At 63.1% G+C, this 16,124-nt stretch carries 13 protein-coding genes; 8 read left to right on the top strand and 5 right to left on the bottom strand.

Going from position 1 to position 16,124, the window contains the following annotated elements:
• Positions 1-214: 214 nt before the first annotated feature.
• The gene (locus ACOSV0_RS00840; protein ID WP_434108117.1) at positions 215-1,735 is read left to right on the top strand and encodes an amidase; all 1,521 of its coding nucleotides are present in this window, start codon (positions 215-217) and stop codon (positions 1,733-1,735) included.
• A gap of 8 nt (positions 1,736-1,743) precedes the next feature.
• On the opposite strand, the gene ACOSV0_RS00835 is transcribed toward ACOSV0_RS00840, so the two are convergent.
• From ACOSV0_RS00835 to ACOSV0_RS00820, 4 genes are all read right to left on the bottom strand, one after another.
• Complete coding sequence (locus tag ACOSV0_RS00835) at positions 1,744-3,036, bottom strand: MFS transporter (RefSeq protein WP_434108116.1); 1,293 nt, start codon at positions 3,034-3,036, stop codon at positions 1,744-1,746.
• A 265-nt stretch (positions 3,037-3,301) separates the two neighbouring features.
• Positions 3,302-3,613: a high-potential iron-sulfur protein gene (locus ACOSV0_RS00830; protein ID WP_434108115.1), complete on the bottom strand. Its 312-nt coding sequence runs from the start codon at positions 3,611-3,613 to the stop codon at positions 3,302-3,304.
• A 201-nt stretch (positions 3,614-3,814) separates the two neighbouring features.
• The gene (locus ACOSV0_RS00825) at positions 3,815-4,921 is read right to left on the bottom strand and encodes an NAD(P)/FAD-dependent oxidoreductase (protein ID WP_434108114.1); all 1,107 of its coding nucleotides are present in this window, start codon (positions 4,919-4,921) and stop codon (positions 3,815-3,817) included.
• A 429-nt stretch (positions 4,922-5,350) separates the two neighbouring features.
• The gene (locus ACOSV0_RS00820) at positions 5,351-6,328 is read right to left on the bottom strand and encodes an AAA family ATPase (RefSeq protein ID WP_434108113.1); all 978 of its coding nucleotides are present in this window, start codon (positions 6,326-6,328) and stop codon (positions 5,351-5,353) included.
• 292 nt (positions 6,329-6,620) lie between these two features.
• Here ACOSV0_RS00820 and ACOSV0_RS00815 point away from each other — a divergent pair, with 292 nt between their 5' ends.
• Both ACOSV0_RS00815 and ACOSV0_RS00810 read left to right on the top strand, forming a co-directional pair.
• Complete coding sequence (locus ACOSV0_RS00815) at positions 6,621-7,115, top strand: hypothetical protein (protein ID WP_434108112.1); 495 nt, start codon at positions 6,621-6,623, stop codon at positions 7,113-7,115.
• 82 nt (positions 7,116-7,197) lie between these two features.
• The gene (locus ACOSV0_RS00810; RefSeq protein WP_434108110.1) at positions 7,198-7,995 is read left to right on the top strand and encodes an endonuclease/exonuclease/phosphatase family protein; all 798 of its coding nucleotides are present in this window, start codon (positions 7,198-7,200) and stop codon (positions 7,993-7,995) included.
• An 86-nt stretch (positions 7,996-8,081) separates the two neighbouring features.
• Here ACOSV0_RS00810 and ACOSV0_RS00805 read toward each other — a convergent pair whose 3' ends face one another.
• The gene (locus ACOSV0_RS00805; RefSeq protein WP_434108109.1) at positions 8,082-9,062 is read right to left on the bottom strand and encodes an aldose 1-epimerase; all 981 of its coding nucleotides are present in this window, start codon (positions 9,060-9,062) and stop codon (positions 8,082-8,084) included.
• Positions 9,063-9,400: 338 nt separating this feature from the next.
• On the opposite strand from ACOSV0_RS00805, the gene ACOSV0_RS00800 reads away from it, so the two are divergent.
• The 5 genes from ACOSV0_RS00800 to ACOSV0_RS00780 all read left to right on the top strand — a co-directional run bounded on the left by ACOSV0_RS00800 (position 9,401) and on the right by ACOSV0_RS00780 (position 15,570).
• Positions 9,401-10,453, top strand: coding sequence for a LacI family DNA-binding transcriptional regulator (locus ACOSV0_RS00800; protein WP_434110356.1), 1,053 nt, complete (start codon positions 9,401-9,403; stop codon positions 10,451-10,453).
• A 110-nt stretch (positions 10,454-10,563) separates the two neighbouring features.
• On the top strand, positions 10,564-11,589 hold the full coding sequence (locus ACOSV0_RS00795) for an ABC transporter substrate-binding protein (RefSeq protein WP_434108107.1): 1,026 nt from the start codon (positions 10,564-10,566) through the stop codon (positions 11,587-11,589).
• A 408-nt stretch (positions 11,590-11,997) separates the two neighbouring features.
• A complete protein-coding gene (locus ACOSV0_RS00790) occupies positions 11,998-13,563 on the top strand; it encodes a sugar ABC transporter ATP-binding protein (protein WP_434110354.1) in 1,566 nt (521 codons plus the stop codon).
• A 40-nt stretch (positions 13,564-13,603) separates the two neighbouring features.
• Positions 13,604-14,581 carry an ABC transporter permease gene (locus ACOSV0_RS00785; RefSeq protein ID WP_434110352.1) on the top strand — a complete coding sequence of 326 codons (978 nt, stop codon included), beginning with the start codon at positions 13,604-13,606 and terminating at the stop codon, positions 14,579-14,581.
• 29 nt (positions 14,582-14,610) lie between these two features.
• Positions 14,611-15,570, top strand: a complete 960-nt coding sequence (locus tag ACOSV0_RS00780) for an ABC transporter permease (protein WP_434108106.1) — start codon at positions 14,611-14,613, stop codon at positions 15,568-15,570.
• Positions 15,571-16,124: the final 554 nt, after the last annotated feature.

Genomic DNA, 16,124 nt, shown 5'->3' with positions numbered 1-16,124 from the left:
TACCCGGCGCCCGCGCCGGCAGCTCGCGACTTTAATCGGCGTCTGCAACGGGCGCCGGTACTGAGTTACTCTCTCAAAGACGACGCGCCATCGGCGCGTCGTCTTCTTCCATGCGTATCGACGAACCGGGCACGACGGAACGTCCGGCAGAGCCGTTCATCATGCGCATAGGCAACCGGCAAATCCAATACTCCATCGTGAGGGCCCCTCCGTCGTGCAATCAGACTATCTCGCTCATGACGCCATCGGCCTCGCCGAACTGATTCGAAGCCGCGAAGCAAGCGCGCGCGAGCTGCTCGACATCGCGATTTCCCGCACCGAAGCCGTCAATCCCGCGATCAATGCGATCGTCCTGAAGGACTACGACGCAGCGCGCCGGCGCGCCTCGCGTGATGATGCGAACAGAGCGAATGGCGCAAACAATATGGATGGCGGAAGCGCGCAGGCAGCGCTCGCGGGTGTGCCCTATCTGATCAAGGATCTGGGCGCGGCAGTCGCCGGATTGCGCATGTCGATGGGCAGCCGTCACTATCGCCATTTCATTCCAACCGAAGATGCACCGGTCGTCGCGCTTGCAAAAGCGGCCGGCCTCAATATCTTCGCCAAGACCAGCACTTCCGAACTCGGTCAGATGCCTTATACGGAACCCGAATTGTTCGGCGCATGCCGCAACCCGTGGAATCTCGACCATACGCCAGGCGGCTCCAGCGGCGGTGCGGCCGCGGCGGTCGCCGCCGGCATCGTGCCGCTCGCGCATGCATCGGATGGCGGCGGCTCGATTCGCATTCCCGCTTCATGTTGTGGCCTGTTCGGCCTCAAGCCGTCCCGCGGACGTGTGCCGCGCGCCACGCCGACGGCAGCGGTCGGCGAACTCGGCATCGATCATGCGGTATCGCGCAGCGTGCGCGACAGCGCGTTGCTGCTCGATCTGCTGGCAGGCAACGCGGACAGACCACTCGGCGCCCCGGGCACTTTCCTTGGCGCCAGCCGCGAGCCGTGCAAGCCGTTGAATATTGCCTACGTCACCGATTCGATGCTGGCCCCCTCGCTCTCCGCCGACTCGCGCGCCGCGCTCGAAGACGCTGCGCAACTCGCCAGTTCGCTCGGCCACAACATCGAACCGGTCTCGCTCGGCATCGATTTCGCGGCAGTCCGCCATGCGTTCCTGATGCTCTGGTCGGTGACGGCGGAAGAAATGGTGCTGAACGCCGATCGCATCACCGGCCGCAAACCGCAGCGCGACGAATTCGAAATTTCGACGTGGGCCATGGCGCACGTCGGCCGCAAACTCGGCGAGCGCGGCCTGCCCAGCGCGCTGGAAGAACAGCGTCGCATCACCGAACGCCTCGCCGATTTGCTGAACCGCTACGACGTGCTGCTGTGCGCGACGCTCGCCGCCTCACCGATCAAGATCGGCGAAATGCAGCCGACGTCCGCCGAGCGCATGCAGATGCGCGCCGTCACGGCGATGCCGCTCGAAGCCCTGATGAAGAAGCTGCTGACCGAAGCGTCGAACAAGGCATTCGCATGGGCGGGATGCACGGAATTGTTCAATCTGAGCGGACAGCCGGCGATGTCGGTGCCGCTTTACTGGAACGCGCGCGGACTGCCTATCGGCGTGCAGTTCGCCACGCGTAACGGCGGTGAAGCAACGCTATTGCGGCTGGCCGCCCAACTCGAAGCGGCACGGCCGTGGTTCGACAAACGGCCGCCGTTGATACCTGCACGCAGTTAAACGAACGTTCAAGCCGGTTTGCGCTGTGCATCGAGATCCGCATGGCGCTTGCCGGGGATACACGCCACTGCCACGATCGACATCGCCAGTCCGCCCATCACGTAATAGGTCGGCGCGAGCGGTGAACCCGTGGTATTGATCAGCCACGTCACGACGAAAGGCCCGAAGCCGCCGAACAACATCACCGCGACGTTGTATGCGAGCGATAAACCAATCGAGCGCACGTTCGCCGGGAACAGCTCGGCAATCAACGCGCCGAACGGCCCGTAATAGCCGGACAGCGTGATCGACAGAAGCGCCTGCACGAGAATCAGTTTCGACACGCTCGGCTCCGCCGCGAGCCACGCGAACAGCGGGTAGATGATCACGAGCGTCAGTACCAGCGACCACAGCGAAAGCCCCTTGCGCCCGATCCGGTCCGACCATGCGCCCGTCAGCGGCGAAAGCACGGTCAACAGCAGATTGCCGACGATCACCGCGTAGAAGGATTGCGCATAGGGCAACTTCAGTTGCTTGACCGCAAAGGTCGGCAGATAGCTGATCAGCACGTAGATGGTCACCGTGAGCGCGATCACCGCGCCGAGCCCGCACAGCACGTCGCGGCTATGGCTCTTGAACACTTCGCCGAGTGTCGCGCGCCGCGCCGTTTTTTGCGCAAGCAGAAAGGCTTCCGAGTCGGAGAGATTCCGGCGGATATAAAAGCCGATCGGCCCGATGATTAATCCCACGATGAACGGTACGCGCCAGCCCCATGACTTCAGCGCCTCAGGCGAGAGGCCGCGCGTGATCAGCGCGCCCACCACCGCTCCGAGCAGAAGCGCGGCCGCCTGACTCGCCATCTGCCAACTGCCGTAGAAACCGCGTTTCGAGAACGGCGCCGCTTCGATCAGCAAAGCGGTCGAACTGCCGAATTCACCGCCGGCGGAAAAACCCTGCAGCAAACGCCCGAGCACGATCATCAACGGCGCGCCGATGCCGATCGCCGAATACGGCGGGGCAATCGCCAGCAGCAGAATGCCGAGCGTCATCAGCCCGATGACGAGCGACAGCGCCGCCTTGCGCCCCGCGCGATCCGCGTAAAGCCCGAGTACGATGCCGCCGATCGGCCGCATGACAAAGGCGACGCCGAAGGTTGCGGTGGTCAGCAGTATCGACGAATAGTCGTTGCCTGCCGGAAAGAACAATTGTGCGATCACCACCGTGAGGAAACCGAACACGGTGAAGTCGTACCATTCGAGTGCATTGCCAATCACGGCCGCCACGACGGCGCGTGTATTGAGGCTCCTTGACGCTGGTGCCATTCGAATCTCCAGCCTGCGAAAAATGTCGCGTAGTAAGGCGTCTCAGCGTAGATGTGCTTCGGCGTGCTTTAGCGCGAGCGAGAAAAAACAGCACCAGCCGCGGCAATCGGATTGGAGTGTAAAGACCGTGCAAGCTGTTTTCAAGCAACAAAAAGGCGTCTGTTGCGCAGGGCAGCAGACGCCTCGATGATCGGACCGCAGTCCGGCGCCGTGATGTTGCGGCGCATTTGCCACGACACTGAATGTGCGCGCGGCTGAAACGTAATCAGGCTTTCTTGTTATATGCGCTGCACCAACCCGTGCTCGCGACCTGCTTGCCCGCGAACATCGGACAACCGGCGTAGGCGTCAGTCGGCTTGCCCTGGTAGAAGCTGCAGTTGCCGCAGTCCTGGCCGGCTGCGTACTTCGCGTACTTGGCCTTGTCGACTTTGCTCGCGTCAGCCTTGTAGCCGAGCGCCTGTGCGGTCGGATCGGTCTCGGCGACCTTCGGTGCGTCGGCGAAAGCCTGGCGCGACAGGGCGAAGGTCGATGCCACACCAATGCTGGTGATCAAAAACGTACGACGGGAAGATTTCATGGGGGACTCACTCCATTTATATTGAACTGATCGCCGTTCTAATGACAGCGGTCCCCAAGGATAGCAATGAAGCCGTCGCGCGTGATGACTCAAATGATAGAGATAACCGAATTGCTACGCCCCCGCGCGCCCGTTTCGAGCGCGAATTGGCCGTTGAGCGCCTGACGCAAACAACGCGGCGAGAATTCGCGGGTGCGACAATTAAGCGCGCCCACTCAGTTCGCAGACACGCTGGGCGATCGCGAGCGAGGCCGTGAGTCCCGGCGACTCGATACCGAACAGATTGACGAGCCCGCGCACGCCATGGGCAGCCGGCCCCTGGATCACGAAGTCGGCGGCCGGCTCGCCGGGGCCGGAGAGCTTCGGACGAATGCCTGCATACGCGGGTTGCAGGGCATCGTCGGGAAGCGCGGGCCAGTACGCGCGAATCGCCGAGTAAAAGGAATCCGCACGATGCGGATCGACGTCGTAATTGATCGCATCGACCCATTCGACGTCGGGACCGAAGCGCGCCTGGCCACCGAGATCGATCGTCAGATGCACGCCGAGGCCGGCTTCGTTCGGCATCGGATAGATCAGCCGGCTGAACGGCGCGCGCCCCGAGATGCTGAAGTAGTTGCCGCGCGCGAGGTAGAGCGGCGGCACATGCCGCGCGTCGAGGCCGCGAATCTTGCGCGCCAGCGCGTTCGCGTGTAAACCGGCGCTGTTGATCACGCAGGCGGCGTTGATGGTGGTCGGCGCGCTGCCGCCCACCTTGATGATGAAGCGCGCGTTGCTCGCCTCGATCGCCTCGACCGGCGCATGGAACGCACACACCGCGCCGTCGCGCTCGGCGTCGCCCTGAATCGCCAGCATCAACTGGTGACTATCGACAATGCCGGTCTGCGGCGAGAACACGGCCTCGACACATTCGAGCGCGGGTTCCAGCGCTTGCGCCTGGTCGCCGTTGATTCGCATCAGGTCGAGCACGCCGTTTTCACGGCCCTTCGCCATGATGCTTTCGAGCTGGGGAATCTGATTGCGCGAAGTGGCAACCAGCAATTTGCCGCAGCGCGAATGCGGCACGTTGTGCTCGACGCAGTAGTCGTAGAGCATCTCGCGGCCGCGCACACAGAGCGCCGCTTTCAGCGAGCCGCGCGGATAGTAGATTCCCGCGTGAATCACTTCGCTATTGCGCGAACTGGTACCCACGCCGATCGCTTCGGCTGCTTCCAGCACGATCACTTCGCGCCCGCGCGCCGCCAGTGCGCGTGCCACTGCGAGACCGACCACGCCCGCGCCGATCACTACACATTCGATTTGATCCATGTCCCTTGACGCGGCCGACCTCGCCGCGCGCTGCCTCATTCACCCGATATAGATGAAGACCGGATGCGGCTATGGAAGACCGCACACCGCTCGCTGTCGAACGCACCTGGCCTTACGCAATCGCTTTGCAAAATTGTACGACGCTGCACAGACGGAAATGCCCGCAGTCGGGCAACTGCGGGCATTCGGTCTTGATCAGGTCTTAAACGTAGGGGCCGGACAGAATCAGTGTACGCCGTCGAAGGTCGCCGCGCTCGACTCTTGATGCCGGCGAGAGGCTGCGTGGCGCCGTGTCGCGACACGTCATCGCATCTCACAATTAGCAACAATTGCCGAGGCATTCATCGTATTTCCGGTATGGATACCCGGTTTCAGGCCATAAAAAAGCCGCCCGAAGGCGGCTTTCAGGCAAAAACAGGGCAAAAAACCTCAAAAACCGATCGGTTTTCGACGATTTCCGTAATCCAGACGGATATCGCCGGCTTCGATCCGATCGCGCCCGTCGATCCGCGCGGCGCCGAAGCCATTCAGGATCGCGCGCCGCATTTCACGCGGCGACGCCAGCTTCAATGCGTCGAGCGCGGCGTCGCCGAGCGTTTCGGGAAAGCGCAGACCCCAGTTGTGCGCCGAGCGAATCTCGTCGTAGATCGATTGGGCGATACGGCGCGCGCCGTCATGATCCGGCGGCGGAATCTCGTACACGTTCATCCGGTTCAGAATCGGCTCCGGGATCGACCGCTCGTCGTTCGCCGTCGCGATCCAGATCACATGGCCGGCATTGATCGGAATCTCGGCGAATTCGTCGATGAAGGTCTGCGCTGTATCGTGCTCGAGCAGCGCGTACAGTGCGCCGAGCGGGTCGTATTGCGAATCGCCGGTGGCCTTGTCGATTTCGTCGACCGCGATCACCGGGTTCGCGTAGCTGCCGTTCACGAGCGCATCGAACACCTTGCCCGGCTTGGCGTTCTTCCACTGCGACGAGGCGCCCGACAGAATCCACCCCGCGGTCAGCGAACTCATCGCTACGTATTGGTAGGCGGTGCCGAGCAGGCGCGCCAACTGCTTGGCAAAGTGCGTCTTGCCGATGCCTGGATCGCCGAGCAGCAGGATCGGCATCAGTTCGAGCCGGTCTTCGGTTTCGAGGCACAGGGCGACCTGCTTGCGAACGTCGTCGAGCGGCGCTGAAAAGTTGGGCAGCGCGTCGATCAGATCGTCGATCGACGGCATCCGGTTCGGCTTGACGCAGAAGCGCAGATTGCCGGTTTTCAGCATCTTTTCGTACGTGGCGCGCAGTGCCTCGTTCGCGCCGTCGCCGAGATCGTTCAGCGCGGTTTCGACCTGATCGAGGTCGTATACCCGGCTGAAAGATGCCACGGCGATTTCCTGTTTGACCATAGCTGTTGTCATCGCTCACCCCGTCTGGCTGGTCTTGCTGCTGCGGCACCTGATGGGCGCCGTTTCAAGTCCAGTGTAACGATGACATATTCGTGTGCAAGCCAGCAGTCATGCGGCTCTGCTGCTAACAACGGCGGGTTTCCGGCAATGCCCCGGCGGAAGTCCCTTCGCGGATTCCCCGCACCTGCGAAATGGTGTGTTGCTGAACCCGGCCCCGTTTGAGGTGTCAGAAAAGCGTTCAGGCCATCAGGCGTAAGATGGCCCTCTGACTACTCGACCGGACGCAGTGACCGGAGACTTTTTTATGTGGAAAACCAGTATCGTCGCCGTGCTGTTCGGCACTTCGTTGCTCGCGAACGCGCAACAACAGCCGGCGCAGCAGGTCGTGCAATGGCAGTTGCAGGTCATGCGCGACGGCCAGCAGATCGACGCGTTCGACGGCACCACCACCGTCGGCCAGGCCCGCACGGATACGCATCACAAGATGGTGCAGCATAACGTCGGCTGCAAAGATCAGCCCGGCGGCAGCATCGATCTGACGCGCACGCTGACGGTCTCGCCGCTTCAGGCGGATGCGAATGCGGTCACGCTGTCGATCGAAGCCCAGGAAACGTTCGAGGAAGACACCCCGCAGCAAACCGACACCGGCTGCAAGCTGCCGCCGCAACCGCGCCAGGTGAGCGCAAGCCATCCGGGCCTGAGAGTGCCGGCGGGACAGTGGACGAGCTGGACGATCGTCGACAAGAATCCGAACCTCGTTTACCGCGTGCGTGCGAGCCTCGCCAACAGCCCGAATTAGCGCAAACCGCGCAAACTCGCGCGACTCAAACCGAATTGAAGCGAATAACCGAAGCCTCAACAGAACACGTGGACAACGCGGCATGCGAAACCCAGAAGAATTGATCCGCGAGAGCGTAGCGCCCAAGGATTTCATTGCGGTGAGCTGGAATCTGCATAAGGGCCGCACACCGCTCGGTTTTCAGGCCTGGCAGGCAATGCAGCGCTGGGTTCAGTCGACCCATGCGGACGCGTATTTTTTGCAGGAAGCGATGGCGCGGCGCATGCCCTCGCCGATCTTGGCCAGTAGTTTCGGCGCACCGCTCGCCGATCCGTTGAGCGATGTCTGGCATTGCCAGGCCACCGAAATCGCACGCGCGGCGGAACTCGAAATCGCGCTTGGACCGAATGTGTTCAAGCCGTCGTGGCGGCATGGCAATGCGATTCTGTCACCGCATCCGCTCGACCTCGGCGGACGCTGGGACATCTCCGCGCATCGCTTCGAAAAGCGCGGATTGCTGGTGGCGCGGGCGACCTTCGGCGGTCATTCGGTCACGCTGCTGTGCGCGCATCTCGCGCTCACGCGCTCGGCGCGCTTGCGGCAGATGAACTGGATCGCGCACTGGATCGCGAAGGAAGCGCCCGAAGGTCCGCTGGTGCTAGCCGGCGACTTCAACGACTGGCGCAACGATTCGGTGCCGCTCTTCGCCGAACACGGCCTGCAGGAAGTGGCGACGCTGCTTGGCGAATCGGGCCGCACGTTTCCGGCTTTCTCACCGGCACTCGCGCTCGACAAGATGTTCGTGCGCGGCATGATGCCGGTCGAATGGATCCAGCCTACGCAGGAAACCGCGTGGCTCTCGGATCACTTGCCGTATATGGCACGGTTGCGGGTGGAGTGAGCCAGATTGAAAGGGCGGCATGGCCGCCCTTTTTCTTTTTGCGAGTCGCAAGCGTGAAAGCGCAAGGGCGGAGCTGACAACCGCGCTTAGCCTCTTTGCGGCGTCCAGATCAAGCCCGCTGCGATCTCCTCGCCCGGCTGCAATACACAGCCGCCCACCTGGTCCTGCATGCCGACCGCGTTGAAGCAATCGGTGGTGTTGGTCACCGGTTCCACGCACAGTTGCGGATCATTGGCCGGCGCGAATACCACCATATGATCGAAGGGCGCATCGGCGGTCATCGTCAGTTGACGGTGTTCGTCGGGCCACGCAATCGTCGCCTCGCGCGACCAGTTGGCGAAGTTGTTGTCGAGTGCGAACGCATCCGGCGACATGCCGTGGCGCAGCGCCTCGACCGCGGGATGCGGCCCGAGATGCGTGGGCAGCACGTCGGCGTCGGCATGCCACATGCCTTGCACGTCGGCGTAGATGCGGGTCTGCGCGGTGCGTGGATAGTACGGGTGATGGCCCATGCCGAAGGGCATGGGCCGGTCACCCAGATTCTGCGCGGACAACGTGATGCGCAGCGCACCGCCAATCAGCTCGATGCGCTGCCGCGCGCGATAACGGAACGGCCAGTCGCCGGGCAGCTTCGCATCCGGTTCGTGGTCGAAGTGCAATTCCACCGAGCTTTCCGTGCGCGCCCCCACCTGCCACGGATGCCGCCACGCATTGCCATGCAGCGCGTGCGCAAAACGCAGGTCATTGCCGCTCAGATCGACCGTGCCGCCGTCGAACGGGAAGCGCGCGTCGCGAATCCGGTTGCAATAGGGAAGGAGCGGAAAGCTCGCCATCCGCAACGGATCGCGTTCATCGAACGCCGCTTGCGTAGCCGGACGCAGCCAGTGCAGCGGGCCTTCTGGCGTCGACTCGTAGTAAGCCGCCAGCGCGCCGCCGATTTCAGGCGCGATCACGACTCGCATGCTCCCTGCCGTCAGCGTGACAAGCGTGGGGGCGATCACTGGGTCGTCGAGCCACGTGAGCCCGGTTGCGAACGGCAGGATCGAATTCAAGGAAACGTCGCGCATAGTCAGGAAAGGCGGTGCCTCAGGCGGATGGCGGCATGAATGCGCATCAAAGTCTCCTATGACATGCCGCGCATAGCGCGCGGCCGGCGAACCGTCAGGGTCCGCGCGACCGAGAATCGCACGTCAAAGCATATCGGTCAATATTATTAGTAATAAAATTGTCAGAACGAGCCGGTCAATGCCTTACCAAATCTCCCAAATGGCGGGTTAGCGCGCGTTGCCGCGCGCATATTATTAGTGGTACCGTCGGCATCACACATGCCACCGGCATGCTCCTGCTTTCGCGCCGCTACAGCGCGGCCCGCACAATGAAAAAATCGACTCAACGCCGTCCGACCATGACCGACATCGCCAAGCTCACCGGCGTGTCGCAATCCACTGTCTCGCTGGTCCTGAACAATGCGACCGGCGCGAAATTCTCCGAGACCACCCGCAACAAGGTGCTGAAGGCCGCGCACGATCTCGGCTACCGGCTTTCGCTGCGCGAGCCGGTCTCGGCTTCGAACGACGAACGCAACCTGATCGTCTATCTGGCCGACGAGATTTCCACGAGTCCGCACCCCGTCGTCAATATCGACGGTGCGCGCGATGCGGCCTATGCAAGCGGCAAGATGCTTGCCGTCTACTCGACGCACGGCAACGCCGATATCGAGAAGCAGGTGCTCGATGCGACGCTGTCGAACCCGCACGTATTCGGCGTGATCTACGCGACCGTGTACACCCGCAAGGTCACCCTGCCGGCGGCGCTCTCACAAGTGCCCACCGTGCTGCTGAACTGCTATACGAGCGAAGGCGGGTTTTCGTCCGTGGTGCCCGCCGAGGTCGCGGGCGGCCATCTGGCGACCGACTATCTGCTGCAGTCGGGGCATCGGCGAATCGGCTATATCAACGGCGAACCCTGGCAGGACGCCTCGAAAGACCGCCTCAAGGGCTATCGCACCGCGCTTGCCACCGCCGATCTGCCTTACGCGCCGGAACTGGTGCGCGACGGCGACTGGAGCTCGGGTGTCGGCTTCGAAATGACGCTCTCCCTGATGCGCGAGGCACATCCACCGACCGCCATTTTCTGCGCCAACGATCTGACCGCGCTCGGCGCGATCGAGGCACTGAAACAACTCGGCCTGCGCGTGCCCGAAGACGTGTCCGTGCTCGGCTACGACGACCAGGAAATTGCCCGCCACACGCATCCGCCACTGTCGACGGTGGTGCTGCCGAACTACGAGCTGGGACGCTGGGCCGTCGAAACCTTGCTGCAGGACGAACACAACCGTGCAGCCGGCGCGCCGGTGCGGCATCGGCTGGTGAAACTCGACGGTCCGCTCGTCGAACGCAGCTCGGTCAGGGTAATTACCGAGGCAGAAAAGCCAATAATTAATATTATTAGTGATTGACCGATAATAATTCTCGATGGAATAATCGGCACGTCCGGTCAGAGTGAGCAACTCGGCCGGCAGGAGAAACACTAAAAGCAAATACACCTCACCGGTACTGGAGGAAGACAATGGCGTCGCTCAACACGCAGTCGCGCAAGCACGTGCGCAAGCAGCAGATTCGTCCGCTGGCAGGTTCGCTGCTGGCTCTGGCCATCGGTTTCAGCGTTGCAACGGCGACGGCGTACGCCGACGACGCGCTGCCGAAGTTGCCTGCCAAGACCCCGCTGAAGGTCGGCTTCGCGCAGACCGAAAGCAACAATCCGTGGCGTCTCGCGGAAACCAAGAGCTTCAAGGACATCGCCGCGAAGTGCGGCTGGCAGTTGGTCATGACCGACGCCAACAGCTCGAACTCCAAGCAGGTATCGGACATCCAGAACATGATCGCGCAGCACGTCGATCTGCTGGTGTTCCCGCCGCGCGAAGAAAAGCCGCTTGCGCCGGTCGTGCTGCAAGCTAAAAAGGCCGGCATTCCGGTGATCCTGGTCGACCGCGATGTCGATCAGTCGGTGGCCAAGGCGGGCCGCGATTACATCACCTTCATCGGCTCGGACTTCATCGATCAGGGCCATCGCGCGGCTGACTGGCTCGTCAAGGCGACCGGCGGCAAGGCGAAGATCATCGAACTCGAAGGCACCACGGGCGCATCCGCGGCGAACGATCGCAAGAAGGGCTTCGACGAAATCATCGCGAAGAACCCTGGCATGACGATCATCGCCTCGCAAAGCGGCGACTTCGCGCGCGACAAGGGCCGTCAGGTGATGGAAACGCTGTTGCAGGCGCACCCGGAAGTGACCGCCGTCTACGCGCATAACGACGAAATGGCGCTCGGCGCAATCGCCGCGATCAAGGCCGCCGGCAAGCAGCCGGGCAAGGACATCCAGATCGTCACGATCGACGGCACCAAGGGCGGTATGGACGCGATCGCCGCAGGCGAACTCGGCGCGAGCGTGCAGTCGAGCCCGTTCTTCGGCCCGCTAGCCTGCGACGTCGCCCAGCGTTATGCGAAGGGCGAAAAGATCCCGACGTGGGTCAAGGTGTCCGACCGCTTCTACGACAAGAGCAACGTGCAGCAGAACATGCAGTACGGCTATTGATCGACAGCCACGGTGGTACACGCGGTTGTGTAGCTTGAGGGCAGCGCTTTAGCGGAGTGTCCAGGCGCTCCGTATCTCGGAGAAAGCCTCTTCGAGGGCAGTGTCCGCAGGACGTCCCCCGCCCTGAATCAGTCTCCTCGGCGGGCGGGGGACGGGAAGGGTTCGGAGCGACGCGTTCGTGGCAGCACGGGCCGTCGCTTCGCTTTTATGCGGCGTAACATGGTTCGACCGCACCGCCTGCATAAAGCCCGAACGAACGGCCACAGCGGCTCGCACTGCGCAATGCATGCAGTTCATGGAACGCATGAGGCAGCACGTGAAGCAGTACACGCATCAGGAGGACACCCCGTGACGGAATCCGGCACGCAGACACCGCACTCTCCCCTTACCCGTTCGCCGCTGCTTGAGATGCAGGACATCGGCATCAGCTTCGGCGGCGTCCCCGCGTTGCGCAGCGCCAATCTGAGCGTGGCCACCGGCGAAGTGCATGCGCTGATCGGCCAGAACGGCGCCGGCAAATCGACCATGATCAAGATACTGACCGGCGCCTATCGGCGCGGCTCGGGCAGCGTGCGCTTCGAAGGCCGCGAAGTCGATTTCCGCACGCCGAAGCAGGCGCGCGAAGCCGGTATCAGCACGATCTATCAGGAGATCAACCTGGTGCCGTTCCGCTCGGTGGCGGAGAACATTTTCCTCGGCCGCGAGCCACGCCGCTTCGGCCTGATCGACTGGCGCGCGGTGCAGCAACGCGCCGCCGCCCTGCTCGAATCGTTCGGTTTGCAGATCGATGTGAAGAAGCCGGTCAACCGCTATTCGACCGCCATCCAGCAGATGGTGGCGCTGGCGCGCGCCGTCTCGTCGGACGCGAAGATGGTCATCATGGACGAGTCCACCTCGTCGCTCGATGAACGCGAAGTGGAGCTGCTCTTCACCGTGGTGCGCAAACTGCGCGACGACGGCCGCGCGGTGATCTTCGTCTCGCACCGGCTCGACGAACTGTACGCGCTATGCGACCGCGTCACCGTGATGCGCGACGGCCAGACGGTCGCGCAAAGCACGATGGCGGAGATGGACAAGCTGCAACTCGTCACGACGATGCTCGGCCGCACGCTTGCCGCCGTCGTGCAGGAAGACGCCACCGCACGCGAAGCGAATCTGGCGCGGCGCGGCAAGCTGGCGATCTCCGCTTCACACCTGAGCGCACATCCGAAAGTAAGCGACGTCTCGCTCGACGTGCATGCGGGCGAAGCGGTCGGGCTCGCGGGCCTGCTCGGCTCGGGCCGTACCGAAACCATGCGCCTGATGTTCGGCGCCGATCCTGTCGAACAAGGCTCGTTGTCGATCGGTGGAGAGACGATCGCGTTGAAGTCGCCGCAGGACGCCATCGCACGTGGCTTCGCTTATCTCACCGAGGACCGCAAAGCCGAAGGCATCGTCCCCGAACTCTCGGTGCGCGACAACCTCACGCTCGTCTGCCTGCGCACGCTGGCGAAGAACGGCGTGGTCGACGTAAAGAAACAGCAGGCGATCGTCGACCGTTTCATTGCTTCGCTCGGCATCAAGCTGCGTTCGGCCGATCAGCCGATTCGCGAACTGTCGGGCGGCAATCAGCAGAAGGTCCTGCTCGCCCGCTGGCTCGCCGCGGAGCCTTCGTTACTGCTGCTCGACGAACCGACGCGCGGCATCGACGTCGGCGCCAAAGCCGACGTGGCGAAGATCGTGCGCGAACTGCGCGATGCGGGCCTCGCCGTGCTGCTGTCCGCTTCCGAACTCGAAGAACTGACCGCCGTGGCCGACCGCGCGGTGGTGATCCGCGACGGCCGCACCGTCGCCGAACTGAACGGCGCCGACATGAGCGAAACCGCGATCATGGACGCCATCGCCTACGGCAGCGAAGGCCAGTCGCAACTGGTCGAAGCCGCCCAGACCGCACATATCGAAGACGCGTTGGAGGGCGACCGTCATGGCGCTTAAGTTGCACACCGAGTCGTTGCATAACGAAACCGCACCGTCGATGCCAGCCACAGCCGCGCCGCACATCACCGCCGCATCGACGGTGAAGAAATGGCGTCATCTCGCCATGCAACGCGAAGTGATCGTGTTGCTCGCGATGGTGCTCTTCAACCTGATCTTCACCCCGCACTTCTGGTCGCTGCAGACCTTCAACGTCAACATGACGCAGGTGGTGACGATCGTGATCGTCGGCATCGGCATGACGCTGGTGGTGGCGACGGGCGGCATCGATCTGTCGGTGGGCGCGTCGATGGCGATTTCGGGGGCACTCGCGCCGATGCTGTTTCTGAACATTCCTGGGCCGGGCGGCATCGCGCTCGCGTTCGTGCTGCCGGTGCTGGCCGCCGCCGCGTGCGGTGTCTTCAACGGCTTGCTGGTGACGAGGCTATCCGTCCAGCCGATTGTCGCGACGCTGGTGCTGTTCATTGCCGGGCGCGGCATCGCTCAGGTCGTGACCGATGGGAGCCTGCAGGCGTTCAACACGCCCGCGTTCCAGTGGATCGCTTTGGGCAAGGTCGCCGGCGTACCGTTCCAGGTGCTGCTGATGCTCGCGCTGGTCGTGCTGTTCGCGTGGATCGTGCGCAAGACCCTGTTCGGCCAGTATCTGCTGATCACCGGCGGCAACGAAAAGGCCGCCTATCTGTGCGGCGTGCCGACGGCCACCGTCAAGCTGATCGCTTACACGTTGTGCGCCGCGCTCGCAGGGTTGGCGGGGCTGATCTCGATTTCGGTGAATTCGTCCTCAGACGCAAATGTCGTTGGCCTCGGCGTCGAACTCGATGCGATCGCCGCGGTGGCGGTCGGCGGCACGGCGCTGACGGGCGGCAAGGCGTATATCGGCGGCACGCTGATCGGCGCGCTGATCATCCAGTTGCTGCGCTATACGCTGCTCGCGCACGGCATTCCCGACGCGGCGGCATTGGTGGTGAAGGCCGGCATCATCGTCGCGGCGGTTTACGTGCAGCGGCGCTCGCGCTAACGCCTCCTGGACACTTCGGATTCGATGCGATGAAAAAGAACCTTCCTATCCTGCTTGCTCTGGTCGCGCTGATCGTGCTCGGCCTTGTGCGCTACGACCATTTCGGCTCCGCCTACAACATCACCTCGTTCTGGCGCTACAACTCGATGTTCGCGTTGATCTCGATCGGCATGGCCTTCGTGATCATCACGGGCGGGATCGACTTGTCGGTCGGCACGGTGGCCGCTTTGGCCAGCGTCGTCGCCGCGCTGACCAGCGGGTATGGCGGCTGGGTTGCCGTCCTCGCCGGTTGCGCGGCGGGCACGGCCGTCGGCGTGCTCAACGGCCTGATCATCACGCGTCTGAAAATTCTGCCCTTCATCGTGACGCTCGCGACCAGCCTCGGCGCGCACGGCGTCGCGCTGCTGCTCGGCAAGAACGATGCCGTGTCGATTGCCGCCGACTCGAACTTCGGCAATTTCGGCCAAGGCGATCTGTTCGGACTGCCGATCCCGGGAATCGTCGCGGCAGTCGCCGCGGTAGCCGGCTGGCTCGCGCTGCGCAGCACGCGCTTCGGGCGGCATTCGCTGGCCATCGGCGGGAGCGAGGAAGCGGCACGGCTGATGGGCCTGAATGTCGACCGGACCCTGGTGATGGCTTACGCGGTGAGCGGCCTGCTCGCCGGCATGGCGGGCGTGATCCTGGCCGCGCAGTTCGGCGCAGGGCAGCCAAATGAAGGCGTCGGCTGGGAGCTGTTCGCGATTTCGGCGGTGGTGCTCGGCGGCACCTTGCTTACCGGCGGCGAAGGCTCGATTGCGATGACGATTGCCGGCGTGCTGCTGCTCGGGCTGGTGTTCAACTTGCTGAACTTCGAAAACGGCCTGGGGTTTATCAGCCTTTCGGCGTACTGGCAATCGGTGATTCGCGGCGTGTTCCTGTTGCTGGTGATCGTGCTGCAGGCGAGAGTGCTGAAGCAGCGCGGCAAGAAACGCGTCGCTGCTGCAGCGTAATCCGCAATGCGGCGGCGAGCCGGCGAGCAACTGCGGCACGGCATGCCGGCGAACCGGCCAATCGCGGCTTTCCGCTGATTACGTTGGTGTCCTCAAAACGCAACGCGCGACCGGCTTTGTGTAGCAGGGAATTCCGGCGGACAACGTAATGGCCGCTCGTCCCGGCGCCGTCTGGAGTAATTTCTATACGATAGGAATTTCCCTTTCCCAGAGCGGGTTTATGGCGACTCAAAGGTCGACCAATCACCTTCTGTGTACCAACCCAGCGCAGTAAACAAGCCCGGATACAAGCGACCGTACGTCCCTCCCCACTACCGCGCGTCCCTCATCGTTCGCCCCGATCGTGCTGTTTTTGCCAGTTTTATCAGCAGGGTCAATGCTGCGGCGCACGGCGGGTTTCGGTATCATCCTGAAAATGTTGCCCGCGCGGCGCGCCTATCCGGCGCATGCCGGACAGCCGATGGCAACCGCCCTGCGCGGTTTTCGCCCATCGCCGTACCCTTGCTGAAGCGCGGCTGCAGTCATGCCAACGTACTTCGCGGCGCCGATCGTCA

Origin of the sequence: Paraburkholderia caffeinilytica, assembly GCF_051027425.1 — a bacterium.
Taxonomy (GTDB): Bacteria; Pseudomonadota; Gammaproteobacteria; order Burkholderiales; family Burkholderiaceae; genus Paraburkholderia; species Paraburkholderia caffeinilytica_A.
The sequence above is the reverse complement of the archived record's forward strand: the minus strand, read 5'-3'. Positions and strand labels throughout refer to the sequence as shown.